Origin of the sequence: Nonomuraea sp. NPDC049655, from assembly GCF_044465465.1 — a bacterium.
Lineage (GTDB): Bacteria > Actinomycetota > Actinomycetes > Streptosporangiales > Streptosporangiaceae > Nonomuraea.
In genome coordinates this window covers 132,815-156,865 of the sequence record NZ_JBITLS010000015.1, presented here as the reverse complement: position 1 = coordinate 156,865, position 24,051 = coordinate 132,815, and the positions used below count along the sequence as shown (strand labels likewise).

Annotated in this window: 24 protein-coding genes; 12 read left to right on the top strand and 12 right to left on the bottom strand. The window is 70.4% G+C overall.

The annotated features are described in order from the left end of the window. Positions 1 to 231 precede the first annotated feature (231 nt). Positions 232 to 354, top strand: coding sequence for a hypothetical protein (locus ACIBQ6_RS39825; RefSeq protein WP_397218346.1), 123 nt, complete (start codon positions 232 to 234; stop codon positions 352 to 354). Here the strand turns inward: ACIBQ6_RS39825 and ACIBQ6_RS39820 are convergent. Continuing rightward, the gene (locus tag ACIBQ6_RS39820; protein WP_397218345.1) at positions 351 to 836 is read right to left on the bottom strand and encodes a MarR family winged helix-turn-helix transcriptional regulator; all 486 of its coding nucleotides are present in this window, start codon (positions 834 to 836) and stop codon (positions 351 to 353) included. The two genes, ACIBQ6_RS39825 and ACIBQ6_RS39820, sit on opposite strands and share 4 nt — an antisense overlap. Before the next feature lie 362 nt (positions 837 to 1,198). Between ACIBQ6_RS39820 and ACIBQ6_RS39815 the strand changes: the two genes are divergently transcribed. Further along, positions 1,199 to 2,695, top strand: a complete 1,497-nt coding sequence (locus ACIBQ6_RS39815) for an FAD-dependent oxidoreductase (protein WP_397218344.1) — start codon at positions 1,199 to 1,201, stop codon at positions 2,693 to 2,695. Between the two features lie 112 nt (positions 2,696 to 2,807). Here the strand turns inward: ACIBQ6_RS39815 and ACIBQ6_RS39810 are convergent, their stop codons facing one another. From ACIBQ6_RS39810 to purN, 3 genes are all read right to left on the bottom strand, one after another. Further along, entirely contained in the window at positions 2,808 to 2,984 is a 177-nt protein-coding gene (locus ACIBQ6_RS39810) for a hypothetical protein (RefSeq protein WP_352323910.1), read from the bottom strand. Between the two features lie 128 nt (positions 2,985 to 3,112). Beyond that, the gene (purH, locus tag ACIBQ6_RS39805) at positions 3,113 to 4,657 is read right to left on the bottom strand and encodes a bifunctional phosphoribosylaminoimidazolecarboxamide formyltransferase/IMP cyclohydrolase (protein ID WP_358282295.1); all 1,545 of its coding nucleotides are present in this window, start codon (positions 4,655 to 4,657) and stop codon (positions 3,113 to 3,115) included. After that, positions 4,654 to 5,283 carry a phosphoribosylglycinamide formyltransferase gene (gene purN, locus ACIBQ6_RS39800; RefSeq protein WP_352366616.1) on the bottom strand — a complete coding sequence of 210 codons (630 nt, stop codon included), beginning with the start codon at positions 5,281 to 5,283 and terminating at the stop codon, positions 4,654 to 4,656. The genes purH and purN overlap by 4 nt, the downstream gene beginning before the upstream one ends. A 76-nt stretch (positions 5,284 to 5,359) precedes the next feature. Here purN and ACIBQ6_RS39795 point away from each other — a divergent pair, with 76 nt between their 5' ends. Then, positions 5,360 to 5,779 carry a hypothetical protein gene (locus ACIBQ6_RS39795; RefSeq protein WP_352323906.1) on the top strand — a complete coding sequence of 140 codons (420 nt, stop codon included), beginning with the start codon at positions 5,360 to 5,362 and terminating at the stop codon, positions 5,777 to 5,779. A gap of 13 nt (positions 5,780 to 5,792) precedes the next feature. Here ACIBQ6_RS39795 and ACIBQ6_RS39790 read toward each other — a convergent pair whose 3' ends face one another. From ACIBQ6_RS39790 to sucC, 3 genes are all read right to left on the bottom strand, one after another. Beyond that, complete coding sequence (locus ACIBQ6_RS39790; protein ID WP_358282292.1) at positions 5,793 to 7,430, bottom strand: DUF6350 family protein; 1,638 nt, start codon at positions 7,428 to 7,430, stop codon at positions 5,793 to 5,795. 199 nt (positions 7,431 to 7,629) lie between these two features. Continuing rightward, the gene (gene sucD, locus ACIBQ6_RS39785) at positions 7,630 to 8,505 is read right to left on the bottom strand and encodes a succinate--CoA ligase subunit alpha (protein WP_125644468.1); all 876 of its coding nucleotides are present in this window, start codon (positions 8,503 to 8,505) and stop codon (positions 7,630 to 7,632) included. 3 nt (positions 8,506 to 8,508) lie between these two features. After that, positions 8,509 to 9,690, bottom strand: coding sequence for an ADP-forming succinate--CoA ligase subunit beta (sucC, locus tag ACIBQ6_RS39780; protein ID WP_352323902.1), 1,182 nt, complete (start codon positions 9,688 to 9,690; stop codon positions 8,509 to 8,511). Positions 9,691 to 10,043: 353 nt separating this feature from the next. Between sucC and ACIBQ6_RS39775 the strand changes: the two genes are divergently transcribed. Genes ACIBQ6_RS39775 through ACIBQ6_RS39765 form a run of 3 tightly spaced genes read left to right on the top strand, consistent with a single transcriptional unit; the run spans position 10,044 to position 12,583 of the window. Beyond that, a complete protein-coding gene (locus tag ACIBQ6_RS39775) occupies positions 10,044 to 10,859 on the top strand; it encodes a hypothetical protein (RefSeq protein ID WP_358282290.1) in 816 nt (271 codons plus the stop codon). A 20-nt stretch (positions 10,860 to 10,879) separates the two neighbouring features. Next, complete coding sequence (locus tag ACIBQ6_RS39770; RefSeq protein WP_397218343.1) at positions 10,880 to 11,650, top strand: hypothetical protein; 771 nt, start codon at positions 10,880 to 10,882, stop codon at positions 11,648 to 11,650. Positions 11,651 to 11,698: 48 nt separating this feature from the next. Continuing rightward, complete coding sequence (locus tag ACIBQ6_RS39765; RefSeq protein WP_397218342.1) at positions 11,699 to 12,583, top strand: hypothetical protein; 885 nt, start codon at positions 11,699 to 11,701, stop codon at positions 12,581 to 12,583. A gap of 86 nt (positions 12,584 to 12,669) precedes the next feature. Here the strand turns inward: ACIBQ6_RS39765 and galE are convergent, their stop codons facing one another. Then, complete coding sequence (gene galE, locus ACIBQ6_RS39760) at positions 12,670 to 13,647, bottom strand: UDP-glucose 4-epimerase GalE (protein ID WP_397218340.1); 978 nt, start codon at positions 13,645 to 13,647, stop codon at positions 12,670 to 12,672. Between the two features lie 191 nt (positions 13,648 to 13,838). Here galE and ACIBQ6_RS39755 point away from each other — a divergent pair, with 191 nt between their 5' ends. The 5 genes from ACIBQ6_RS39755 (at position 13,839) to ACIBQ6_RS39735 (ending at position 17,722) form a co-directional block, all read left to right on the top strand. Beyond that, a complete protein-coding gene (locus ACIBQ6_RS39755) occupies positions 13,839 to 15,239 on the top strand; it encodes a glutamate--cysteine ligase (RefSeq protein ID WP_358282282.1) in 1,401 nt (466 codons plus the stop codon). Then, positions 15,236 to 15,883, top strand: coding sequence for a neutral zinc metallopeptidase (locus tag ACIBQ6_RS39750; RefSeq protein WP_397218338.1), 648 nt, complete (start codon positions 15,236 to 15,238; stop codon positions 15,881 to 15,883). The genes ACIBQ6_RS39755 and ACIBQ6_RS39750 overlap by 4 nt, the downstream gene beginning before the upstream one ends. Positions 15,884 to 15,949: 66 nt before the next feature. Then, positions 15,950 to 16,207, top strand: coding sequence for a WhiB family transcriptional regulator (locus ACIBQ6_RS39745; RefSeq protein WP_352323895.1), 258 nt, complete (start codon positions 15,950 to 15,952; stop codon positions 16,205 to 16,207). Between the two features lie 67 nt (positions 16,208 to 16,274). Beyond that, on the top strand, positions 16,275 to 16,994 hold the full coding sequence (locus ACIBQ6_RS39740) for a CPBP family intramembrane glutamic endopeptidase (protein ID WP_358282278.1): 720 nt from the start codon (positions 16,275 to 16,277) through the stop codon (positions 16,992 to 16,994). Positions 16,995 to 17,293: 299 nt separating this feature from the next. Then, a complete protein-coding gene (locus ACIBQ6_RS39735) occupies positions 17,294 to 17,722 on the top strand; it encodes a PIN domain-containing protein (protein WP_397218336.1) in 429 nt (142 codons plus the stop codon). A gap of 21 nt (positions 17,723 to 17,743) precedes the next feature. Here the strand turns inward: ACIBQ6_RS39735 and ACIBQ6_RS39730 are convergent, their stop codons facing one another. Beyond that, positions 17,744 to 18,463, bottom strand: coding sequence for a PIG-L deacetylase family protein (locus ACIBQ6_RS39730; protein WP_397165176.1), 720 nt, complete (start codon positions 18,461 to 18,463; stop codon positions 17,744 to 17,746). A 125-nt stretch (positions 18,464 to 18,588) separates the two neighbouring features. On the opposite strand from ACIBQ6_RS39730, the gene pcrA reads away from it, so the two are divergent. Further along, positions 18,589 to 20,811 carry a DNA helicase PcrA gene (gene pcrA, locus ACIBQ6_RS39725; protein ID WP_358283894.1) on the top strand — a complete coding sequence of 741 codons (2,223 nt, stop codon included), beginning with the start codon at positions 18,589 to 18,591 and terminating at the stop codon, positions 20,809 to 20,811. Between the two features lie 235 nt (positions 20,812 to 21,046). Here pcrA and ACIBQ6_RS39720 read toward each other — a convergent pair whose 3' ends face one another. The 3 genes from ACIBQ6_RS39720 to ACIBQ6_RS39710 all read right to left on the bottom strand — a co-directional run bounded on the left by ACIBQ6_RS39720 (position 21,047) and on the right by ACIBQ6_RS39710 (position 23,951). Further along, positions 21,047 to 21,937: a L,D-transpeptidase gene (locus ACIBQ6_RS39720; RefSeq protein ID WP_358282270.1), complete on the bottom strand. Its 891-nt coding sequence runs from the start codon at positions 21,935 to 21,937 to the stop codon at positions 21,047 to 21,049. A gap of 176 nt (positions 21,938 to 22,113) precedes the next feature. After that, positions 22,114 to 22,746, bottom strand: coding sequence for a response regulator transcription factor (locus tag ACIBQ6_RS39715; protein WP_352323887.1), 633 nt, complete (start codon positions 22,744 to 22,746; stop codon positions 22,114 to 22,116). Then, positions 22,743 to 23,951, bottom strand: coding sequence for a PspC domain-containing protein (locus ACIBQ6_RS39710; RefSeq protein ID WP_358282268.1), 1,209 nt, complete (start codon positions 23,949 to 23,951; stop codon positions 22,743 to 22,745). Before ACIBQ6_RS39710 ends, ACIBQ6_RS39715 begins: the two co-directional genes overlap by 4 nt. Positions 23,952 to 24,051 lie beyond the last annotated feature (100 nt).

Genomic DNA, 24,051 nt, shown 5'->3' with positions numbered 1-24,051 from the left:
CGGCCGCGAGTGACGGTCCGGCCGCCGGCTCGACCAGGTTGAGCGCTGGCTCGTCGCGCCGGACTCCCGCTCGGCCCAGGCCCTGACTCTCCTGGGCACGCCGGCCACCTCACCCGGGATGGCGGTGAGAAGCGGGTCAGCGAGCTCGACGCCGCCCCGCCGGGAGGCCGAACGTCACCGATCCCGGCACTCACGCTGATCGCTTTCGGCCACCTGCGGCCGGACGGCGGCATGGTCGACAGGGGCGAGCACGTCCTGCAGGTCGCGCTCGGCACGCCCGGCGTCGCCGAGCCGGCCGACAACCTGGCGCAGCAGGCGATGGCCGGGGGCGGCCCGCCGGCTTCGACGCCCTAGCCGCTCCCTTCCTTGTCGGCCGCGGACATGGCGAGCATGTCGTCGACGCACCTGCGCATCAGTTGCTCGAACTGAACGAGGTCCCGGTCGCTCCATTCGGCGAACGCGGAGTCGACGAGCCGCTGCCGGGCCTCCTCGAGCGCGTCCGTCACGCGACGGCCCGCGCTGGTGATCACGGCTTCCTTGACCCGTCGGTCCGCCGGGTTCGGACGCCGCTCGATCAGGCCGAGCTCGGCGAGTTTGGCCACCTGCCGGCTGACGGTGGTGTGGTCGCGTCCGGCCCGTTCGGCGAGTTCGACCACGCCGATCGGCCCGAACCGCCGGATTCCGACGATCAGTTTGAACAACGCGCGGTCGAGATCGATGCCCGCTTCGGCCATGAGGACCTCGTCGCGTTGCGGCAGGTTCATGAGCGCGATCAGGTCGACGAGCGATTCATGCAGGCGCCGGAACGTGATGTGCCGGCGGTGTTGGGAAGCCATGCTCGCCACCGATGCCTTACGTGCCCTTGCGGACGGGGAGGTGCCAAGAATACCGGCAGCCTCCGGCAGACCTGCGGAGACGCCTCCTTCGCACGGCGAGGACGCGAAGATGTGCTCAGAATACACATAATTTTCGGGCACCGGAACAGCGTGCTCACAACACCCGGATCAGAGTTTTCTCCATGCCTAGCTGGACACGAAAGAGCAGCTCAAAGTGATGTGTTCGATGATCAGGAAGCCGCGTCGACCGCGACCGGCGGCTTGACGGCCGCTCCGGCTGCGGATCATACTCCGTGCTTAATACACATAAATTCGCGCCGGGCGGGCCGACCTGCCCGGCCGCCACCGACGGAGAGTGAACCGTGGCACGCAACGAAGACCTTGATGTGATCATCTGTGGTTCCGGCGCGGCGGGACTGACCCTCGCCATCGATCTCGCCCGCAGGAACATCGCGTTCCGGTTGATCGACAAGGCGCCGCATCCGTTCATCGGCTCACGGGGCAAGGGCATCCAGCCGCGCACCGAGGAGGTGTTCGAGGACCTCGGCGTGGTCGACCGGATCGTCGCCTCGGGAGGCGAATATCCTCCCCTGCGCACCTACACCCCCGACGGACCGGTCGACAGGCACGCCGGGATCCTGCCGGAGCCGACGCCCGCCGAGCCGTACCAGATCCCGCTGCTCGTTCCGCAGTTCCGCACCGAGCGCCGGTTGCGGGAGCGGCTGGCCGAACTCGGCCACGCCCCGGAGTACGGCTGCGAACTCGTCGGCTTCGACCAGGACCCCGACGGCGTGACCGCGCGGATGGCCACCTCCGGCGGGGAGCGGACCGTGCGAGCCGCCTACCTGGTCGGCGCCGACGGCGGATCGAGCTTCGTCCGCAAGGCCCTCGGCATCGAGTTCCGCGGGAAGTCCCTCGGCGTGCGGGCGCTCGTGGCCGACGTGCGGGCCGACGGCGCCTCGTCGCGCGTCTGGCACCGCTGGGGCAACGAGCAGCCCGAGCGCAGCGTCTCGCTGTGCCCGCTCCACGGCACCGGCATGTTCCAGTACATGGCCCCGGTCCCCCTCGACGTGGACGTCGACCTCTCGCCCGAAGGGCTCACCGCCCTGCTCCACGAGCGCGGCGGCCAGGACGACATCGTGATCCGCGAGGTGTCCTGGGCATCGGTGTTCACGATGCAGGCCCGGCTGGCCGACGCCTACCTGCGTGGGCGCGTGCTCCTGGCCGGGGACGCCGCGCACTGCCATCCGCCGACCGGCGGGCAGGGCCTGAACACGAGCATCCAGGACGCCTACAACCTCGGCTGGAAGCTCGCCGCCGTGCTCGACGGCGCGCCGGAGTCACTGCTGGCGACCTACGAGGAGGAGCGCCGGCCGGTCGCCGAGGCGGTCCTCGGCCTGTCCGAGAGGCTGCTCGAAGCGGCCAGGAACCGGGAGATGCGCCGGGGCCGCGAGGTGACCCAGCTCGATGTCGGCTACCCGGACTCGTCGCTGTCGCTGACCGGCCTGGAGCGCCACAAGGGCGTGGCGGCCGGCGACCGCGCGCCCGACGCCCCCGTCACCGGCGCGGGTGGGCCGGCCACACGGTTGTTCAGCCTGTTCCAGGGACCGCACTGGACCCTGCTCGGCTACGAGCCCGGCGACGCCGCGGTCCCAGAACCGCGCAGGGGCCTGCGCATCCACGTCATCGGCGACGACATCCTCGACACCGGAGGCCATGTCCGGAGCGCGTACGGGCTGTCGCCCGAGCAGTGGGCGCTCATCCGGCCGGACGGATACGTCGCGGCCGTGGTCGGCACCGCCGAACTCGGCGCGATCGAGACCTACCTCGACGGCGTCGGCGTCCGTCCCGTGCGGTGACGCGTTACCGGGGGCCGGAACGAGTGCTTCACGATCTCGCTCGTACGGCAGCGGCCTCACCATGGCCCGCCGGCGCGCCGAGGCGTCCGTCGGCAGATCTGAGAACCGGCGGCTAGTCGCGCTCGGCGAAGCGGGCCTCGCGGCGCTCGATGATCCGGCGGGTGTACGGGATGAGCTCGACGACCCGGCTGCCGAGGTAGGCACCGATGAAGGCGAGGACCAGCAGGACGAACGGGCTGGTCGAGAAGCCGTTCATGGTCACGAAGGCATGCAGGGTCGCGTCGAGCATGGAAACTCCGGGGGAATCAGCACAGCAGGGCGGCAATCAGGGTAACCGGGGAGTGCCGATGCTCGCCGCCAAAACGGATAAAGGGCAACAAGTGATCTCTTGTTGCCCTTTATCCGATGAACCGGTGATCAGTGGAAGAAGTGGCGGGTGCCGGTGAAGTAGAGGGTGACGCCCGCCTGCTCACAGGCGTCGATCACCTCCTGGTCGCGGATCGAGCCGCCCGGCTCCACGATCGCCTTGACCCCGGCCTCGATCAGCACCTGCGGTCCGTCGGGGAACGGGAAGAACGCGTCGGAGGCGGCGACCGAGCCGGCCGCCCGCTCCCCCGCCCGGCTCACCGCGAGGCGGCAGGAGTCGACGCGGTTGACCTGGCCCATGCCCACGCCCACCGTGGCGCCGCCGGCGGCCAGCAGGATCGCGTTCGACTTCACCGAGCGCGAGGCGCGCCAGGCGAAGGCCAGGTCGGCCAGCAGCTCGGGCGAGGCGGCCGCGCCGGTCTTGAGCTCCCACGCCGACGGGTCGTCGCCGCCGGCGTCGATCCGGTCGACCGCCTGCAGCAGCAGGCCGCCGTCGACGCGGCGGAACTCCAGCGGCTGGGACGGCCCCTCCGGGCAGCGCAGCAGGCGCAGGCTCTTCTTGGCCCGCAGCACCTCCAGCGCCTCCGCGCTGAAGCCGGGGGCCACGACGACCTCGGTGAACACGTCGGCGATCTGCCGGGCCAGCTCGACGGTGACCTCGCGGTTGACCGCGATCACGCCGCCGTAGGCCGAGACGGGGTCGCAGGCGTGGGCCTTGCGGTGGGCCTCGGCCACGTCGGCGCCGACGGCGATGCCGCACGGGTTCTGGTGCTTGATGATGGCCACGCACGGCTCGGCGAAGTCCCAGGCCGCCCGCCAGGCAGCGTCGGAGTCGAGGTAGTTGTTGTAGGACATCTCCTTGCCGTGCAGCTGCTCGGCGTTGGCCAGGCCGCCGGAGCCGGCGGTGTAGAGGGCGGCGCGCTGGTGCGGGTTCTCGCCGTAACGCAGGGTCGCCTTGCGCTCGTACGCGACGCCGGTGAACTCGGGGAACTCCTCCTCCCCGCCCGCGTACGGCCCGGCGAACCAGTTGGCCACGGCCACGTCGTAGGCGGCGGTGTGGGCGTAGGCGACACCGGCCAGGCGGCGGCGCTCGTGCAGCGTGAAGCCGCCCTCGTCCAGCGCGGCGAGCACGTCGCCGTAGGCGGCGGGGTCGACCACGACCGCGCAGGTGGCGTGGTTCTTGGCGGCGCCCCTGATCATCGCGGGCCCGCCGATGTCGATCTGCTCGACGCACTCCTCGTCGGAGGCGCCGGAGGCCACCGTCTGCTGGAACGGGTAGAGGTTGACCACCACGAGCTGGAACGGGTCGATCTCCAGCTCGTCGAGCTGGGCCACGTGGCTGGGCTTGGTGAGGTCGGCCAGCAGGCCGGCGTGCACGCGCGGGTGCAGCGTCTTGACCCGGCCGTCGAGGCACTCGGGGAAGCCGGTGAGCTGCTCCACCTTGGTCACCGGGATCCCGTGGGACGCGATCGCGGCGGCCGTGCCGCCTGTCGACACGATCTCCACGCCGGCGCCGTCGAGTGCCCTGGCCAGCTCTTCGAGCCCGGACTTGTCGTAGACAGCGATCAGCGCGCGCCGGATGGCGATGCGAGTCACGTGCTTTCCCCTCCTGATTGGTTGCCGATGCGGACGGTGCGTCCGCTGACCGTCCAGCCCTCGCGGGCCATCCGGCCGACGATGTCGACGAGCAGGCGGCGCTCGACGGTCTTGATGCGCTCGTGCAGGACCGGCTCGTCGTCGTCCGGCAGCACGGGCACCGCCTCCTGGGCGACGATCGGGCCCGTGTCGATCCCCGCGTCGGCCAGCATCACGGTGCAGCCGGTCACCTTCACCCCGTGGGCCAGCGCGTCGCGCACGCCGTGGGCGCCGGGGAAGGACGGCAGCAGCGCCGGATGGGTGTTGAGCACGGGGAAGGCGTCGAGCGTGGGCGCGCCCAAAATCTTCATGAAGCCCGCCGACACCACCAGGTCGGGCTCGTACGATGCGATCCTGGCGGCGAGAGCGGCATCCCAGTCCGCCCGAGTCGCATGATCGCCCAGTTTTTCAACAAACGTCGGAACATTTGCCCTGGTGGCCCTGGCCAGGCCCTCTATGCCGTCCCGATCCGCGCCCACCGCCACCACGCGCGCACCGTACGACGGGTCGGCGGAAGCGTCCAGCAGGGCCTGTAGGTTGGTTCCAGAGCCGGAGACGAGGACGACGAGCCGCCCAGCCTTTGACACGCACACTCCAAAGAATGGAAACAGGGTGGGGCTGACAGGGTATCTGTTCCTCGCCCGGCGACGCAGAGGAGGTCAGGTGTCGACACCGGTGCAGGCACCGGCGGGTCAGCAGCCCGCCGATTCAGCGGGTCGCCGTGCGATCTGGTTGTCCATCGCGGCGCTGGCCATGACGTTCATGCTGCCGCTCGCCGGCCTGGTCATGGCCCTGTTCGCGCTCATGTCGGGCATCCGCGCGCTGCCGCGGCTGCGCAGCGCCCACAAGCCCACCGGCACGGCCGTCGGCGGCATCACGATCTCCTCCATCGCGCTGGCCCTGTCGGCGATGGCCACGGGGATGCAGCTCTACCTGATGGACGAATACTCCGCCTACCAGGAGTGCATGAAGGGCGCGGGCACGGTCTCGGCCCAGGGCGAGTGCTTCACCCAGTTCAGGGACGCCGCGCAGCGCAAGCTGCCGCCCGACGTCCTCCAGCTGCTCGGGGCGATGCAGTCCTAGCCCCGCGCGCCGCCTAGTCGCGGTCCCAGGCGTAGGGGTCGACGTAGATGACGTGGCCGCCGCGGTCGTCGGACTCGTCCACGATGTCCTTGCGCGGCGGGCGGGCCGGGCCGTCCGAGGGCTCGGCCGGGCGTGGGCGGGCCTGGGCCAGGGTCTCGGCCTCGGCGGAGGCGTGCTCGTCCTGCCAGTCGTCCCTGATGACCGGGATCTCCTGGGTGTCGGCCTCGGTGGCGTCCATCCAGTGGCCGGGCAGGGGGCGCGGGTCGGACTCGGCCAGGCCGACCTTGCTGGCCGCCTTGGCGATGGCCGCCCCCGCCTTGCGGACCGGGGCGGCGGCCTTGTCGAGCGGCGCGCGGGCCTTCTTGTTGAGCAGCAGCAGGTTGGCCACGCCCGCCGAGATGCCGGCCGCCACGCCCACCTCCAGGGCCACCGACAGGGCCACCTCCCAGGGGGACGGGCCGATCGCCGACAGCCGGCCGCCGCCGATGGGCCCGCCGGACAGCGCGGCCAGCAGGCCGGCGACCAGGCCGGTGGAGACGCCGGTCAGGAAGCCCCACAGGGGGGCGGCCTCGTACGAATGCGAGGGCGAGATCCGGGCCACGAACACGCCCGCCACCGCGCCCGCCGCGAACGGCAGCGCGATCACCGCCATCATCCACGCGGGCACGGGCCCGCTCTCGGGCAGCGCGCCCAGCAGCGGCAGGCTCGGCACCGTGCCGAGCTCGACGCCGGTCGGGGCGACCAGCGTGTCCGCGCCGATGGCGAAGCCGGGGCCGGCGATGTAGGAGGAGGCCCAGATCACGGCGTTGAGCAGGTAGAGGAGCTGGAGCAGCAACAGCAGCACACCGCCGACGAAGCCGGGCGCGAGCACGTTCGACAGGTCCCTGACCTGGCCGAAGTTCAGCACGACCGCGACCAGCACCAGCCCCAGCCCGGACGCCAGCAGCGCGGTGGTGGCGACCGCCGTGCCGACCGTGACGGCCCGCAGCCGCTCGGGCAGCAGCTTGAGCATGATCCGCCACGGGCCGATCATGCGCGCGGTGGCCAGCGAACCCGCCAGGAAGGCCAGCACGAAGTGGCTGAGCAGCGCCTCGCCGATGAACGGCTGGGTGATCTCGTTGCTCGCCACCAGCGCGATCAGCCCGGCCAGCAGCGCGTAGGGGGCCGCCAGCGAGACGCCGGCCTGGCCGACCAGCACGAGCTGCGCGCGGCGGCGGGCGTTGGCCTGCTCGCGCGGGCTGTTCTTGGGCAGCCGGGCGGGCAGGCGCAGCCGCAGGTCGGCATCGCGGGCCATCCACCGGCCGGCGCGGTAGAGCAGGAAGGCGGGCAGCACCATCAGCCCGAGGGGCAGCAGCCCGACCCGGCCGCCGGGCATCGCGAACCCCGCGTGGTGCGCGGCCAGCCAGAGCTGCGCCGCGGCGCGGAACACGCCGGGCAGGCCCGCGCCGAGCGTGCCGCGCGGCGCGGCGATCCAGCCGACGAGGGTGAGCGTGGTGAGCACGGCCAGGCCGACGCCGAGCGTGCAGGCGGCGGCGAGCATGCCCGACACGGGTAGCGGCCGCCTCGTCTCGTCGTCGTCGGTCGAGACCCCGGGGAGCTTGCCGAGCACCGACTTGGGGGCGGTACGCAACTGGTCGAGAATGGCCGTCACAGATGTGATTTTCTCAATCTTTCCCAACCATCGCTTGGTTGACGCGCCGCAGCGGGTCCACTTTGTCGCCGCGAGACCCCCGCGAACGCGCCTCGCGCCCTTTCCCCGCCCTTTACGCGCCGCCCGGCGGGCCCTGGGACGCCCGGCGGCATGGAAAAGCCCCGCATGGCGGCGGCCAGGCGGGGCCTTTCCAGCGTGACTAGCGGGACTGCATGATCTCGCGCATCAGGCGGGCCGTCTCGGAGGGGGTCTTGCCGACGCGGACGCCGACCTTCTCCAGGGCCTCCTTCTTGGCCTGGGCGGTGCCGGCCGAGCCGGAGACGATGGCGCCGGCGTGGCCCATCGTCTTGCCCTCGGGGGCGGTGAAGCCCGCGACGTAGGCCACGACCGGCTTGGTGACGTGCTGCTCGATGTAGGCCGCGGCACGCTCCTCGGCGTCGCCGCCGATCTCACCGATCATCACGATCGCGTCGGTGTCGGGGTCGTCCTGGAAGGCCTGGAGCGCGTCGATGTGCGTGGTGCCGATGACCGGGTCGCCGCCGATGCCGACCGCGGTCGAGAAACCGAAGTCGCGCAGCTCGTACATGAGCTGGTAGGTCAGCGTGCCGGACTTCGAGACCAGGCCGATGCGGCCGGCGGTGGTGATGTCGGCGGGGATGATGCCGGCGTTGGACGCGCCGGGCGAGGCGATGCCGGGGCAGTTGGGCCCGATGATGCGGGTCTTGTTGCCCTTGGCCACCGCGTACGCCCAGAACTCGGTCGAGTCGTGGACCGGGATGCCCTCGGTGATCACGACGCAGAGCGGGATCTCGGCGTCGACGGCCTCCTTGACGGCGGCCTTGGTATGGGCCGGCGGCACGAAGACGACCGACACGTCGGCGCCGGTCTGCTCCATGGCCTCCTTCACCGTGCCGAACACGGGCAGGCCCTCGTGCGTGATGCCCGCCTTGCGGGCGTTGACGCCGCCGACGACCTTCGCGCCGGAGGCGAGCATGCGGCGGGTGTGCTTGGTGCCCTCACCGCCGGTCATGCCCTGAACAATGATCTTGCTGTTCTCGGTCAGCCAGATAGCCATGACTCACGCACCTACCGCAGCGAGCTCGGCGGCCCGCTTGGCCGCGTCGTCCATCGTGTCAACCAGCTCGACCCGCGGGAGCGCGGCGTCGGCCAGGATCTGCCGCCCGAGCTGGGCGTTGTTGCCGTCGAGGCGGACCACCAGCGGGTGCGTCACGGCCTCGCCGCGGCTCTCCAGCAGCTTGAACGCCGAGACGATGCCGTTGGCCACGGCGTCGCAGGCGGTGATGCCGCCGAAGACGTTCACGAAGATCGACTTGACGCTCGGGTCGGAGAGGATGATCTCCAGGCCCGCGGCCATGACCTCGGCCGAGGCGCCGCCGCCGATGTCGAGGAAGTTCGCCGGGGACGGCTTGCCGGGGAACGCCTCGCCCGCGTAGGCCACCACGTCGAGGGTGGACATGACCAGGCCCGCGCCGTTGCCGATGATGCCGACGTTGCCGTCGAGCTTGACGTAGTTGAGGTCCTTCTCCTTGGCCTTGGCCTCCAGAGGGTCCTCGGCGGCCTTGTCGGCCAGCGCCTCGTGGTCGGCCTGGCGGAAGCCGGCGTTCTCGTCGAGGGTGACCTTGCCGTCGAGGGCCTTCACCTGGCCGTCGGCCGACAGGATCATCGGGTTGACCTCGACCAGCGTGGCGTCCTCGTCGACGAAGCAGTGCCACAGCTTCTCGATGAGCTCGGCGGCGCCGTCGAGCGACTTCTCGGGCAGCCCGCCGGCCACCGCGATCTCGCGGGCCTTGGCGCGGTCGATGCCGTCGAGGGCCGAGACCGGCACCTTGGCGACCTTCTCGGGCGTGCTGTGGGCGACCTCTTCGATGTCCATGCCGCCGGCGGCGGAGCAGATCGCGAGGAAGGTACGGTTGGCGCGGTCGAGCAGGAAGGAGAAGTAGTACTCCTCCGCGATCGCGCTGGCCTCCTCCACGAGCACCTTGTGGACCGTGTGGCCCTTGATGTCCATGCCGAGGATGGCGGTGGCCTTCTCGACGGCGTCGGCGGCGTCGTCGGCCACCTTCACGCCGCCGGCCTTGCCGCGACCGCCGGTCTTGACCTGGGCCTTGACGACAACGCGGCCGGTCAGCTCCTCAGCCGCCGCCCGCACCTCCTCCACGGTGTTGGCGACGATGCCGCGTGGCACCGGGATGCCGTAGTCAGCGAAGAGCTCCTTCGCCTGATGTTCGAACAGGTCCACGAGGGTCCGTCCTTGCTTATCCGACTGATGTTCGACGGCCCGGGCAACTGCGCTGACGGTCGCGTCCGCTCGCCGCTCGTGTCGGCTTCGTGCCTCGCTCTCTCACGGCGAGCTCCTACGCTCAGGGGTGCGTGCCGGGCGTTTCCGCCAGTGAAGCCTAGCCCCAAGCTTGACCTGCACAGGTCATCGGGGCACGGTTCTTCCGCTATGTGACGGTGATCTCACTTCACCATGTCCTCCTCTGCACCGAAAGTGCACCAATTCGCTGCCTTATGCGGTGTCTGTCGATATATGGTCGTGATCTTCAATTGGCAGGATTCCTGCTCCCCTCATTCTTGATCTGAAGGAATCGGATGAAGCGAATTATCGCGGGCCTGGCCCTGGCCTCCGCGGCGGCGCTCGTGACCGCGACCCCGGCCCAGGCCGCGCCCGCGGATCCGGCGAAGGCGCTGAAGAAGCAGTACGTCGCCGGACACGGCGTACGGTTCACCGAGACGTCCCGCTCCTCGATGGACGGCAAGAGCACCGGAACCATGAAGACGTCCGGCGTTCTGGAGTTCGGCAGGTCCGGAATCGTCGCCTCGGACGTACGCAATCGCAGCACCGGCAAGAACGCCGACCTGTACGCGTCGCTGTTGCCGTCGCGGACCATCACCGTGGGCAAGCACGTATATGCGCAGGGCGGCCTTTACAGCGAGGGCCTGCCCGAGGGCAAGAAGTGGGTCCGCTACCCCGACACCGGCCTGCGGATGAGCACCTCCAACCAGATGCTGGACGTCTTCGAGCCCAAGGTGCTGAAGATGCTCGTCTCCCACGCCGCGAGCACCAAGGGCGGGATCTACCGCGGCTCGGTCACGGTGAAGGAACTCGGCAAGATCTACGGCCAGAGCGTCGAAAAGAAGATCGCCAAGGTCAAGGTCTCGTACCTGCTCGCCGTGAACTCCAAGGGCCTGGTCACCAGGGTCGTCAGCGACTGGACCCTCGACTTCGGCATCCTCGGCGCCAGCCACAGCACGACCGAGACCCGCTTCACCGGCTGGGGCGCCAAGGTCAAGGTCAAGGCCCCGCCGGCCGACCAGGTGGCCGACATCGCCGACCTCGCCGACGACAGCGCCGTTCCGCAGGACATCCCGGACGGCTCCCTCAACTCCCTGGGCAGCATCAGGTAGCCCCCCTCCTAAGGACACTCATGAAGCGATTGCTCGCGGCCGCGGTGACGGCCGCGGCACTCATCCCGGCCGTCCCCGCACAGGCGGCCGTGGACCCCGTCAGCGCCCTGAAGCGGCAGTTCGTCCCCGGCCGCGGGGTGACGATCTCCGAGACCGCGCGGACCGAGTCGAAGCGTCCGCGCGACGGCGAGGTCACCCGCATGGCCGGCTCCGTGGAGTTCGGCGCGTCCGGGCCCGTCGCGGCCGACGTCGTGTTCAGGACGATCGGCAAGGACGACAGCCGGCAACGCTGGATCAGCGTCGGCGGCAAGGTCTACGTGCAGGCGGCCGACCTGGCCGACGTCCTGCCCATAGGCAGGACGTGGGTGCTCATGGAGCACCTCAAGGGCAAGGTCATCACCTCGGCCCAGCCGGTCGACGTGCTGGCGCCCAGGACGCTCAAGGCCCTGGTCTCGCACGCCGCCGGCGTCAAGGACGGCCTCCGCCAGGGCGCGCTGACGCTCGCGCAGGCGCGCGGGGCCGGCGCGTACGAAGGGTTCCGCTACCGGCTGGGCCTGAACGCCCAGGCGCTGCCCGACCGCGTCGTCACCGGCCAGAGCCTCATCCCGGGCTCGCGGAGCCTCGTCGAGACCCGGCTCTCGGGCTGGGGCGCGAAGGTCAGCGTCAAGGCCCCTCCGGTGGACGAGGTCATCACCTACAAGGACCTGATGGCCGAGAAGCGGGCGAGAGCCGAGAAGCTCCGCCAGGCCATCCCCGACGGTTCCACCAGCTCGCTCGGCCTGTTCGACTGAGCCGCCGAGCTGTCGACAATCCCCCTCGAAACAAGGACACAACCGCACATGAAGCGAACCCTCACCGGCGTCGCGCTGGCGACGGCCGCCGCCCTGGTGGCCGCCACCCCCGCGCTGCTCGCGACTCCGGCCCAGGCGGCCGCGCCCAAGAACCCCGTGGCCGCCGTGAAGAAGCAGCTCGTCCCCGGCAAGGGGGTGAAGTTCAGCGAGCGCATCAGCGTCACCGACGGCACGCGCAGCGAGGTCTTCATCCGGCGCACGGGAACCTTCCAGTTCAACAGGTCGGGTGTCGCCGCCTCGGACATCACGGGCAAGTTCGCCCTCAACGTGTCCGACCTGGGCGACGAGCCTTCGGAGGAGGAAAAGGCCCTCGCCACGCCCGAGCGCACGATCCGGATCGGCACGACGTCGTACCTGTCCGGCGGCATGTGGACCACGGTCCTGCCCGAGGGCGAGACCTGGTTCAAGGCACCGCACGGCCCGACGGGCGGCATCACCGGCGTGTTCGGCCAGCCGGTGAACGTCGCCGAGCAGGCCACGCTCAAGACCCTGCTCAAGACCGCCAAGCCGGTGAGCGGCGGCTACGCCGGCACGATCACCGTCCGCGACCTGCGGAAGGTCTCGCCCTGGTACCGGGCGACCGGGATGGACACGCGTCCCACGGCCAAGGCGCTGAAGAGCGTCATCAGCTGGAAGCTCACGCTCAACGCGGCCGGCCTGCCGGTGCGTCTGGTGGCCACGTTCCCGCAGGCCGCGATCACCGGCTCCGGTTCCAAGAAGGACGGCGTGCGGGTCGACACCCGCTTCACCGGCTGGGGCGGCGCCGTGTCGATCAAGGCTCCGACGGCTGAGGACGTCTCCAGCGAGTTCGAGAACGGCAAGGACGACATCTCCTCCCTCGACCTGCCGTTCGGCGTGAGCGTCGCCAAGTAGCACCCGCCCGTGCCGAGGCCCGCGCCCGCCCCGTCGCCGCTTGGCGGGACGGGCGCGGCGCCCGGCCCGTGCCCGCCGGGCGCGGGTCAGGCGAGGCGGGAGTCGCGCAGGGCGGCCCACTCCAGCGAGTGCCTGATGCCCTCCTCGACGGTGAACCGGGTCTCCCAGCCGAGCAGCCGCCGCGCCCGGTCGCTGCGCGTGTACGCCCCCGCCACGTCACCGGGCCGGGCGGGCGCCTCGACCACGTCGATCGGCCGGTCGACGACCCGGTTGAACGCCTCGGCCAGCTCGCGGACCGTCGTGCCCGCGCCGGTGCCGAGGTTGATCACGTCGGTCTCCAGGGAGTCGAACCGGCGCAGCGCCGCCACGTGCGCGGCGGCCAGGTCCCAGACGTGGACGTAGTCGCGGATGCCCGTGCCGTCGCTCGTCGGGTAGTCGGTGCCGGTGATCGCGAACGGCACGCCGTCCTCGTACGCCTCGATCATCTTGCCCAGGGCGTGGCTGGGACGGCGCAGTTGCAGGCCCGTCCGCATCGCCGGGTCGGCGCCGATCGGGTTGAAGTAGCGCAGCGACAGGATGCGGATCGGCCGGGTGGCGGCGATGTCGGCGAACATGGCCTCGCAGACCGCCTTGGTCCGCGCGTACGGGCTCTGCGGGGCGAGCGGCGAGCTCTCGTCCACGGTGTGGTCCGCGCCGGCCTGGTAGATCGACGCGGACGAGCTGAAGATCATCCGTTCGCAGCCGTTGCGCAGCAGGTGGTCGGTGAACTCCAGGCTCTTGGCGACGTTGGCGCGGTAGTAGCCGACCGGGTCCGCGACGGAGTCGGGCACGACGATCAGGGCCGCGCAGTGGACGACGGCCTCGATGTCGGGGTGCTCGGCGAAGATCTTGTCGACGAGGGCGCCGTCGCCGATGTCGCCCTCGTAGAAGACCCGTCCGTCGGCGAACTCCCTGCGGCCCGTCACGAGGCTGTCGAGGATCACGGGCTCGATGCCGGCGTCGAGGCACGCCGACCCGATCGTGCTGCCGATGTAGCCAGCCCCACCGGTAATCAATACACGCATGCCCGAACCCTACGGGGATGTCGGAGGCGCGCGCGCCGTCTCGATGATCTTCGTGTGGTCCGGCCCGCGGGGACATCGCGTCGATCTCCGGCTGGTCATGACGGCCCAGCCGTGCGACATTTCCTGGTATGGGCAGGGACGTGCCAGTCGTCGTGTTCAGCCGGGACGATCGCCGGAAATATCGGGAAAAGGTGCGTCGATGTCTCGACGTCTTCGCCCAGATGTTGCGCGAGTCCCGCTTCGAGTTCGAACGCCCCCGCGCCGGCCTGGAGATCGAGCTCAACATCGTGGACGCCCGTGGCGAGGCCGCCATGCGCAACGCCCAGGTGCTGGCCGCGATCGAGCAGCCGGACTGGGCCACCGAGCTGGGCCAGTTCAACATCGAGATCAACGTCGAGCCCCGTGAGCTGACCGGCGACGGCCCGCTCCACCTGGAGGCGGACGTACGAAGGCGGCTCAACCACGCCGAGGAGCGGGCCCGCTCCCAGGACGGGCACCTGGTGCTGGTCGGCATCCTGCCCACGCTGCGCGAGCAGGACATCAGCGAGGGCACGCTGTCGGCCAACCCCCGCTACCGCCTGCTCAACGAGCAGATCTTCGCCGCCCGCGGCGAGGACCTGCACCTGTGCATCGAGGGCGTGGAACGCCTCGACACCCACGCCGACAGCGTCGCGCCCGAAGCCGCGTGCACCAGCGTCCAGCTCCACCTCCAGGTCAGCCCGGAGGCGTTCGCGCCGCACTGGAACGCCGCCCAGGTCATCGCGGGCCCCCAGGTCGCCGTCGCGGCCAACTCCCCCTACCTGTTCGGCAAGGAGCTGCACCGCGAGACCAGGATCGCGCTGTTCGAGCAGGCCACCGACACACGTCCGGCCGAGCTGAAGACTCAGGGCGTGCGGCCGCGGGTGTGGTTCGGGGAACGCTGGATCACCAGCGTCTTCGACCTGTTCGAGGAGAACGTCAGCTATTACCCGGCGCTGCTGCCTCTGTGCGAGGAGGAGGACCCGCGGGCCGAGCTGGACCAGGGACGCATCCCCCAGCTGCACGAGCTGACCCTGCACAACGGCACCATCTACCGCTGGAACCGGCCCGTCTACGCGGTCGTGGACGGCGTGCCGCACCTGCGCGTGGAGAACCGCGTCCTGCCCGCCGGGCCCACGGTCGCCGACATCGCCGCGAACGCCGCGTTCTACTACGGCCTGATGCGCGTGCTCCCGTCGGCCGAGCGGCCGATCTGGAGCCAGATGTCCTTCCGCACCGCCGAGGACAACCTCGCCGCCGCGGCCCGGCACGGCCTGGACGCCCGGCTGTACTGGCCGGGGCTGGGCGAGGTGCCGGCGGCAGAGCTGATCCTGCGCCGGCTGCTGCCCATGGCGCGCGAGGGCCTGGCCGCGTGGGGGGTGCACACGCCGGTCGCCGACCGGCTGCTGGGCATCATCGAGGGACGCTGCCTGACCGGCCGCACGGGCGCGACGTGGCAGGTCGAACGGGTGCGCGCGCAGGGCGGCGACCGCCATGAGGCGTTACGCGCCATGACGTTGGACTACATCGACCGCATGCACGGCAACGATCCGGTGCACACTTGGGACGTGTGAACCTCGTGCGACCCCGCCTCCTCGTCCTGGCCCTCATCCTGCTGCTGGCCGGCTGCGGCCTCACCCGGCCGGCGTCCAGGGACGTCCAGGGGGCCGACACGTTCGAGGACGACATCCGGGCCGCGCGCACGCTCACCGAGTCGTTCTGGACGGAGTTCTTCGACCAGCAGGGGATGACTTATCGGCCTATCGCTGACTTCATCCCTTACTCCGGGAGTTCGGGGCCTTCCTGCGGGGGCGAGCCGTCCGTGCCGAACAACGCCTTCTACTGCCCCGAGGGCCACTTCATCGCCTACGACCAGGCCTGGATGGAGTCCCTGTGGAACGACATGGGCGACGGCTCGGTGTACGTGATCATCCCCCACGAGTTCGGACACGCCGTCCAGGCCCAGCTCAGGACCGGTTTCGAGCTGAACGTCCAGGCCGAGCTGCAGGCCGACTGCTACGCCGGCGGGACGCTGGCGGCCCTGGTCGGCTCAGGCTCCCTGCGCGCCCAGCCCGGCGACGAGGACGAGCTCATGACCAGCCTGGAGGCCGCCGGCGACCCCACGGACGACTGGCTGGACCCCGCCGCCCACGGCACCGCCGAGCAACGCCAGTCCTCCTTCGCCGGCGGCTACGAGGACGGCGTGGGCGCCTGCTGAGGGTGTACGCGCGGGTCAACCCAGAGGATGATGTGTCTGATCATGACCTGCCTCTACGGTGGAGGCATGCCACTGGAGGAGATCGGCTGGCTGCGCAGAGGCGCGTGCAGGTCCAGCGACCCTGACCTCTTCTTCCCGCTCGCGCCCTCACCGTTGCAGGAGGCCCGCGCGAAGGCGGTCTGCGCCCGCTGCCCGGTCATCGACGAGTGCCGCTCCTACGCCTTACGCGAGGGCGAGACGGAAGGCATCTGGGGCGGCCTCACCCCCCAGGAACGCCGCCGCACCCGCTTCCCCGCCGGCTGGCGCAACTCCGCCGCCTCCTGACCCCACCCGCCGACCACCCCGCCCCCGCCGGACGCCGACGTTCTGTGATGCGACGTAGCCTGCAAGGGTGCTGTTGCGCTCGATCGCCGTCCTCACCGCCGCCAACGTCCTCAACAACAAGATCGCCCCCAGGCTCGCCCCCCTGACCTCCGCCGCCGCCACCGCCGCGCTCGTGGCCATGGCACGCGGGCACGGGGTGTCGTGGCGTGAGCTGGGGTTCGAGAAGGCGTCCCGCGGAGCGGCCGTCGGCGGCGCGCTGGCGACGGCGGTGGCCGCCGTCTACACCGTGGGCATCTCCGTGCCCCGCACCAGGCCGCTCTTCCACGACGAGCGCGCCCTGTCGCTCTCGCGCGCCCGCGCCCTGGAGGAGGCTCTGCTCCAGGTCCCCCTGGGCACGGTCCTGCTGGAGGAGGTCGGGTTCCGCGGCGCGCTGCACGGCATGCTGGCCCGCCGGCACGGCCCGGCCGCCGCGACGGCGGTCTCCTCGGCCCTGTTCGGCCTCTGGCACATCCTCCCGGCGATCGACATGGCCCGCGCGAACCCGGCGCTCGGCGCGCTGACCGCGGGCGAGTCGCCCGCCCGTCTCGACGTCGCGCGGGTGGTGGCGGGCAGCGTGGTGTCCACGGCGGCGGCGGGGGTGCTCTTCTGCGAGCTCCGGCGGCGCGGCGGGCTGCTGGCGCCGTCGATGCTGCACCTGGCGACCAACTCGCTCGGCTACCTCTTCGCGAGGATCTCGGCGAAGGCCGGGCGCGACGGCCGGGGGAAGACTTCCTCCGGCGGGGGATGAGATTTCCACCTCGGAAGATGAGAATCCTTCCTCACCTCCTTGGAACGGTCCAGGAAGTTCCCCTCGATGCCTTTACCTTCACCCGAGACGCGCATCGCGGGACCTCTCACTGGCTCCCTGAATGCGGCTATCAAAGATCAGAAGTCCCGATATGCGGTGGAGGTACGGAGGTGGTGCTGCATGCGTACGGTGATCGACGTCGACAGGGACCGGGAGAGGGCCGGCGCAATCGAGGCATTCGAGTTCTGGCGTACAGAGGGAAGCCCGGATCTCCTGGACCGGGAGATCACGCGGCATGTGTGGCAACCACAGGACTGACGTACCTCCTCGACAAGAGCGCCCTCACCCGCATCCGGACGAGCGACGTCGTCGCCAAGGCCCTTCACCCGCTCTATGTGGCGCAGGTCGTCGCGACCTGCGCCGTCATCGATCTGGAGGTGCTCCGCGGCGCCCCTGATCTCGTCCATTACCGGCGCATCCTGCGTGCGCAGCGCCAGTGCGTCAGCCTGCCCCTGAACCAGGAGGTGCAGTCGCGGGCCGTCGAGGTGCAGAGGCAGCTGGTCGGGATCTCTCACCACCGTGGCATCGGGCCGAGCGACCTGCTGATCGCCGCCTGTGCCGAGGTGCATCAGGCGACGATCCTGCACTACGACCGGGCCTTCGACATCATCTCCGAGGTCACCGGGCAGCCCGCGCTCTGGGTGGTGCCGCCGGGCTCGATCCCCTGAGCCGGGAGCGGAACGACCAGGTCAGGCCGTGGGCACGACCTGGAAGCCCTCCGCGTAGTGGCCCTCGCCGAAGCCGGCCTGCTCGGCCCAGGCGGCGAAGCGGCCACGGACGAAGTCGACGAAGCCCTCGACGTGGGCGACCTGGCTGACGTGCGACTGCAAGGCCGCGAGCTTGCGGTCCATGACCGCGGTGACGTCCACCCAGTGGTTGGGGGTGGAGCCGCCGTTCAGCCAGACCTCCCTGACCGTCCACGCCTCCAGGCCCTCCTCGCGCAAAAGCTCGGGGAAGGCGTAGGGGTTGCGGGCGTCGGGGTAGACCGCGTCGAGCGCGGCCCCGCCCACGGCCCGGTGGTCGGGGTGGCTGGGGGCGACGAACTGGTAGTTGCGGTCGGGGTGGTGGGTGATGACCAGGTCGGGGCGTACCTGGCGGATCACCCGGGCGATGTCGCGCCGGAGGTCGAGCGAGGACACCACCCGGCCGTCGGAGTAGCCGAGGAAGCGCACGTCCGTCACGCCGACGGCCTTGGCGGCGGCGAGCTGCTCGGTCCTGCGGAGCTCGGCCATGCCGGAGTTGTCGAGGGTGCGCTCGTTGCCGCCGGCGTCACCGTCGGTGACGAGCAGGTACGTGACCTCCACGCCCCGCTCCACGAACAGCGCCACGCTTCCCGCCGCCGCGAAGTCGACGTCGTCGGGATGCGCGGTCACGACAAGTACCCGGTTGATCTCGGCTTCCGCCAGCATGGCTTCCCTTCCTGGACCCTGTACGGAGGACAACCGGCACCCCGTCGAAGGCATTCCGGGCGCCGTTTGTCGGTGGCGCGTCTTAACCTAGGTGGGTGCCGACCCAAGTCTCTGTTGACCACCCCTTGCTCGACGGCCTCAACCCCCAGCAGCGCGAGGCCGTGATCCATCATGGCAGCCCCCTGCTCATCGTGGCGGGGGCGGGGTCGGGGAAGACGCGGGTGCTCACCCACCGCATCGCCTACCTGCTGGCCGAGCGCAACGCGCATCCGGGCGAGATCCTGGCCATCACCTTCACCAACAAGGCCGCCCGCGAGATGAAGGAGCGCATCGACAAGCTCGTCGGGCCGCGTTCCAAGGCGATGTGGGTGATGACGTTCCACAGCGCCTGCATGCGCATCCTGCGGCGCGAGGCCAAGCGGCTGGGCTTCCCGTCCAGCTTCTCGATCTACGACCAGGCCGACTCCCAGCGGCTGATGGCGATGGTCTGCAGGGAGATGGAGCTCGACCCGAAGCGCTACCCGCCGCGTTCGTTCTCGGCGCAGGTCAGCAACTTCAAGAACGAGCTGGTCGACTACGAGACCGCGCTCGACAGGGCGGGCTCCCACCTGGAGAAGACGCTCGCGCAGGCGTACAAGGCCTATCAGCTCAAGCTGACCGAGGCCGGCGCGATGGACTTCGACGACATCATCATGAACACGGTGACGCTGTTCCAGCTCTTCCCCGAGGTGGCCGAGCACTACCGGATGCGGTTCAGGCACGTGCTGGTCGACGAGTACCAGGACACCAACCACGCCCAGTACATCCTGATCCGCGAGCTGGTGGGCCATCCCGAGCTGCGCACCGCCGACGGCGACGTCGTGCGTCCGGGCGCCGACATGTCCGAGCTGTGCGTGGTGGGCGACGCCGACCAGTCGATCTACGCCTTCCGCGGCGCGACGATCCGCAACATCCTGGAGTTCGAGCGCGACTACCCCGACGCCCGCACGATCCTGCTGGAGCAGAACTACCGCTCCACCCAGAACATCCTGGCCGCGGCCAACGCGGTGATCGCGCGCAACGAGGGCCGCAAGCCGAAGAACCTCTGGTCCGACCAGGGCGACGGTCCCAAGATCGTGGGCTACGTCGCCGACAACGAGCACGACGAGGCCATGTTCGTGGCCCAGGAGGTCGACCGGCTCAGCGACGAGGAGGGCGTCAAGCCGAGCGAGGTCGCGGTGTTCTACCGGACCAACGCCGCCTCGCGCGTGTTCGAGGAGATCTTCATCCGCACCGGGCTGCCGTACAAGGTGGTCGGGGGCGTGCGCTTCTACGAGCGCAAGGAGGTCAAAGACCTGCTGGCCTACCTGCGGGTGCTGGCCAACCCGGCCGACGTCGTGTCGATGCGGCGCATCCTCAACGTGCCCAAGCGCGGCATCGGCGAGCGGGCCGAGGCCATGATCGAGGCGCTGTCCTCGCGCGAGCGCATCTCGTTCTGGGACGCGCTGCGCCGGGCCGACGAGGCGTACGGCATGGCGACGCGCTCGCTCAACGCGGTGCGCGAGTTCGTGGCGATGCTGGAGGAGCTGATCGCCAAGGCCGAGGGCGTGCCGCCGTCGACGCTGGCCGAGGAGATCCTGGTGGCCACCGGCTACCGCGCCGAGCTGGAGGCCTCCGAAGACCCCCAGGACGAGTCCCGCCTGGAGAACCTCAACGAGCTCGTCTCGGTGGCCTCGGAGTTCGAGGAGGCCAACCCCGAGGGCACGCTGGTGGAGTTCCTGGAGCAGGTGTCGCTGGTCGCCGACGCCGACCAGATCCCCGACGCCGACGGCGGGCAGGGCGTCGTCACGCTGATGACGCTGCACACGGCCAAGGGGCTGGAGTTCCCGGTCGTCTTCCTGACCGCGATGGAGGACGGCGTGTTCCCGCACGTCCGGTCGCTGGGCGAGCCGAAGGAGCTGGAGGAGGAGCGGCGGCTGGCCTACGTCGGCATCACCCGGGCGCAGAAGCGGCTCTACCTCACGCGGGCGGCGGTGCGCAGCTCGTGGGGATCGCCGTCGTTCAACCCGGCCTCGCGGTTCGTCAACGAGGTGCCGGGGCAGCTCATCGACTGGCGTACCGACCCCGAGAAGTCGGCCTGGAGCGCGGCGACGCGGCGGGAGCCGGCCGCGCGGCCGGCGCCTAAGAGCGGCGGGTCGCGGCAGATCCTGTCGCTGACGCCCGGCGATCGGGTGACGCACGACAAGTGGGGGCTCGGCACGGTGGTGGCCGTGGACGGAGTGGCGGAGAAGACCAAGGTCAAGATCGACTTCGGCGCCGACGGGGAGAAGACGCTGCTGCTGGCGTACGCACCCCTGGAGAAGCTCTGACCCCTGAGGTCAGCGGGCGCCCACCCCTCGCCGGGGGCCGGGCGCCCGACGGCGTAGGGCGGATCGGTGCTCCGAGGCACCGGCCCTCGACAGCGGGGGGCGAGGCTCTGAGGAGCCGGGTCCGGGCGGCGGGTCCCGGCGGCGGGTCCCGGCGGCGGGTCGGGGGTGTGCGGCGCTTGGTTTGCGGTGGTGAGGGCAGGGCGCTTGGAGGTGGCCCTGCCACTCCGCTTCCGGGTCAGGGCTTGAGGGCGCTGCCCTGCTTCCACTGGGTCCAGTTGAGCTGCCAGTAGCTCCAGCCGTTGCGCCAGTCGAGCTTGCGCTTGGTTCCGGTGATCTTGACGACGTCACCGCGCTGGGCGATGCCGTAGAACCACTTGGCGCCCTGCGGGGTGGCGCGCACGCAGCCGTGGCTCTGGTTGGAGCGGCCGAGGTACTGGTAGTAGCCGGCGCTCTGGTGCACGTACTCGCCGCTGTCGGAGATGCGCACCGCCCAAGGGATCTCCTCCTTGTAGTAGCGCGGATCCTTGGGGTCGGTCACCCCCATCCAGGACGACGTCATCGTCTCGACGGACTTCTTGCCCATGGTGAGGTGCACGCCGCTGGTGGTGAGGTAGACGTCCACGCCGTTGCGCATGAGGCCGCCCCGGCCGGCGCTGATCGCGATCTTCTTGGCGATCTTGCCGTCCCGGTAGACCTTCATCTGGTGCCTGCGGGTGTCGACGACCGAGATGTTCGCGGTGCCGACGGCGAAGCGGCGGGTGACGTCCTCGGCCTTGTTGCCGGGCAGCTGGCTGAGGCGCGCGGTGAACAGCACCTTCTGGTGCGGCTTCCAGTACGTCTTCGTCCGGTAGATGACCTTGCGGGCCGACACCCAGCGCCAGGCGCCCTCGACCGGTTTGTCGGCCTGGACCTCCAGCAGCGCCTCCACGGCGGCCTTGTCCTTCACATCCCGGTCGAACGTGACGATGATCGGGAAACCGACACCGACTTTCTCCGCCGTCTCCGCCATGGGCGTGATGTCGGCGATGTCGAGCTTGACCTTCTTGGCCGGAGCCGCGACGTGGGCAGCCGCGGCGAGGCCCACGGAGGCGGTCGTCCGGACCGCCGGGGCCTGCGAGGCTGGCACGCCTTCTGCCGAACAGGCCGCAGCCGAGACCAGTGCGACCATGGCAAGCAACCGGGGGACGCGATTCAAGGGGGTTACTCCTGGATTATGTGCTTCTCCTTCCATGTGTGACTACTGAGACGCCTGATTCGTCTACCGATCGCCGTAACGACCTTGTAACGGTCCAGAAAGCAGGGTCAGACCAGGCGGCGCGCGGTGGCCCAGCGGGACAGCTCGTGCCGGTTGGAGAGCTGGAGCTTGCGCAGCACGGACGACACGTGCGTCTCCACGGTCTTGACCGAGATGAACAGCTCCTTGGCGATCTCCTTGTACGCGTAGCCGCGGGCGATCAGCCGCAGCACCTCGCGCTCGCGCTGGGTCAGCGAGTCGAGCTCGGGATCGATCGAGGGCGCCTCGGAGGAGGCGAAGGCGTCGAGGACGAACCCGGCCAGCCGCGGCGAGAAGACCGCGTCGCCGTCGGCCACCCGGCGGATGGCGTCGGTGAGCTCCTTGCCGCTGATGTTCTTGGTGACGTAGCCGCGCGCGCCGCCCCTGATGACGCCGATGACGTCCTCGGCGGCGTCGGAGACCGACAGCGCGAGGAAGCGCACCTGCGAGCCGGTGCTGAGGACGCGGCGCAGCACCTCCTGACCGCCGCCGCCGGGCATGTGCACGTCGAGCAGGACCACGTCGGGCTGGTGCTCGGCGATGGCCTTGACCGCCGTCTCGACGTCCTCCGCCTCGCCCACGACCTCGATCGAGTCGCCCAGCTCCGCGCGTACGCCGGATCTGAACAGCCGGTGGTCGTCGACGATCAACACGCGTGTCATTGCTTGTCCACCTTCATCGTCAGCATCACTTCCGTGCCCTCGCCGGGCTCGGTGCGGACCCTGGCCGTGCCGCCGTGACGTTCCATTCTCCCGATGATGGACTCCCTGATGCCCATTCTGTCGAGGGGCACCGCCTCAAGGTCGAAGCCCTTGCCGCGGTCCTTCACGAAGATGGTCACCTCCAAGCCCTCCACCTCCGCGTAGACGGAGATGGCCGGGCTCTCAGAATATTTGGCCGCGTTGACCATCGCCTGCCTGGACGCCTTGAGCATCGCCGCCAGCTTGCCCTGCGGATCGAGGTCGATGTCGCCGACGCAGACGACCTCGATGGGCACGCCGTGCGAGTCCTCCTCCTCGGCCGCGATCCGGCGTACGGCGGCGGCCACGGTGGCGTCGGCGTCCTGGGCGGGCTGGTAGAGCCAGTTGCGCAGCTCGCGTTCCTGGGAGCGGGCCAGTCGGGTGACCTCGCGGGGGTCGTGGGAGACGCGCTGGATGAGGGTGAGCGTGTGCAGCACCGAGTCGTGCACCATGGCGGCCACCTCGGCGCGTTCCTCCTGGCGGATGCGCTCGCGCCGTTCGAGCTGCAGCTCCTTCCACAGGCCGGCCAGCCAGGGCGCGGCGATGACCGCGATGCCGCCGACCACGACGACGGTGAACAGCAGACCGGGCCTGGCCTGGGCCAGCTCGCCCTGGGCGTACAGGAAGCCGGCCGCGCCGATGACGACCAGCGTCACGCCGAGCAGCGTGCGCACCCGGTTGGTCCGGATGCTCTTGGTGGCCCCGCTGACCCAGTTCTTGCGGCGTTCGGGGTCGGCCTGCTGCCACAGGATGAGCGCGCCGATGCCGCCGACGGCGAACGGCAACATGCCGATCCCGCCCTTCGAGGCCCCGGTCAGCCAGCCGAACGCGGCCAGCGCCACGCCGATCGCACTGAACGCGGCGAGCTGGCTCCAGTCGCGCTGCGGCGGCTGCCCCTCGTACGGCTCACGCGGAGTGATCATCCACAGCACGGCGTACGCCACCATGCCGACCCCGTCCACGACGCTGAGCAGCACGAACATCAGCCTGATCACGACGGGATCGAGGGAGAGCTGCGCCGCCAGCCCCTGGGCCACGCCGCCGAGCAGGCGGCCCTCCATGGGGCGGAGCATCCGGCGATAGGGTCGATCGCCGGTGGGCTCGGCAAGTGTCTTCTGGTCTGCCATAACATCGCCATCGTCACATGTCGCGGGCACTTCGGGCATCAGGGAACAACCCCCAGGGTCGAGTCAGGGGTCTCCCGGATGCGGCCACCCCGCCCGACGG